1 protein-coding gene is annotated in these 1,229 nt (G+C 38.2%); it reads left to right on the plus strand.

The window, feature by feature from the left end; genetic code table 11:
* Positions 1-350: 350 nt before the first annotated feature.
* Positions 351-1,229 (plus strand): N-acetylglucosamine-6-phosphate deacetylase (gene nagA / locus IQ242_RS25150; RefSeq protein WP_193961831.1); only part of this gene is annotated, 879 nt, incomplete at its 3' end.

Raw genomic sequence — 1,229 nt, forward strand, 5'->3', positions numbered from 1 at the left:
TCCCTGACATTGCTACTCTTTTATCGCTAAAAAAGTAGTTTTTATAAGGTCTTAATTTTATTATAGGACAAGCCTTTCCTTCTGACAGTCACTCCCTCCTAAGAACCGCCAGAGAAAGGCTGTAATTATTTTGTCAAGTATTTTTGCAATCTCTGGACAGAGAGCGGGCGGGTTATGGTATTATTTTTTTATGATCAGTTTTTATATAATTGGATTTAAGAACTTGTGCATAAACGCAAAGATTCCCATTGTATAAAAAGCATCTCACAAAAATGCTCCCTTGTCAAGCATCATCAAAAAAAAAGTTTTTTTTGAGATTATAATAAAAAAAAAATTAGTTTTCTGCTGCTATGATAACCCTAATTAACGCTAGAATTCCCGCCTATCAGGATCGACAACAAATAGAGATAAATGCTGCGGGAAAGATCGAGAGAATCACGGAGATGGTGGGAAAGAAAAAAGGGGAAAAGATTATCGATATGGAAGGGGATTGGCTATCGTTAGGAGGAGTAGATTTACAGATCAACGGGGGATTAGGATTAGCATTTCCCGACTTAGAAATAACAGATCTAGAAAAATTAGATAAGATTAGCGATTATCTTGAGAATCAAGGAATTGATGGTTATCTTCCCACCCTAGTCACCACGTCCGTGGAGAAATTTCAAAAATCCCTCTCAGTAATTGCCAAATATATCGAGAAACAGAAACAGGAAAATCGAGCGAGCGCGCAGGTTTTAGGAGTACATTTAGAGGGACCATTTTTAAACTATGAAAAAAGGGGGGCGCATCCGGGACAATATCTTTTAAACCCAAGTATAGAAACAGTAGATAAAATCTTTGGGGACTACTTATCGATCGTAAAAATTATCACCTTAGCCCCAGAATTAGATAGTAGCGGTACTGTAATTAAATACCTAAGCGATCGAGGGATTACCGTCAGTTTAGGACATTCGCAAGCGAGTCAAGAAATAGCCAAAAAAGCCTTTTTACAGGGGGCAAAAATGGTTACTCATGCCTTCAATGCCATGCCTCCTTTACACCATCGTCACCCGGGTTTATTAGGGGAAGCAATTATCAATTGCGATGTTTATTGTGGGTTAATTGCCGATGGTCAACACATCCATCCAACCATGATAGAATTATTACTAAAAGCCAGTAATTATCATCGAGGAATTTTCTTAGTTAGTGATGCTTTAGCGCCGATTGGTTTAGGGGATGGTGTCTATCCT

Origin of the sequence: Microcystis sp. LEGE 08355 (genome assembly GCF_015207185.1) — a bacterium.
Taxonomy (GTDB): Bacteria; Cyanobacteriota; Cyanobacteriia; order Cyanobacteriales; family Microcystaceae; genus Microcystis; species Microcystis panniformis.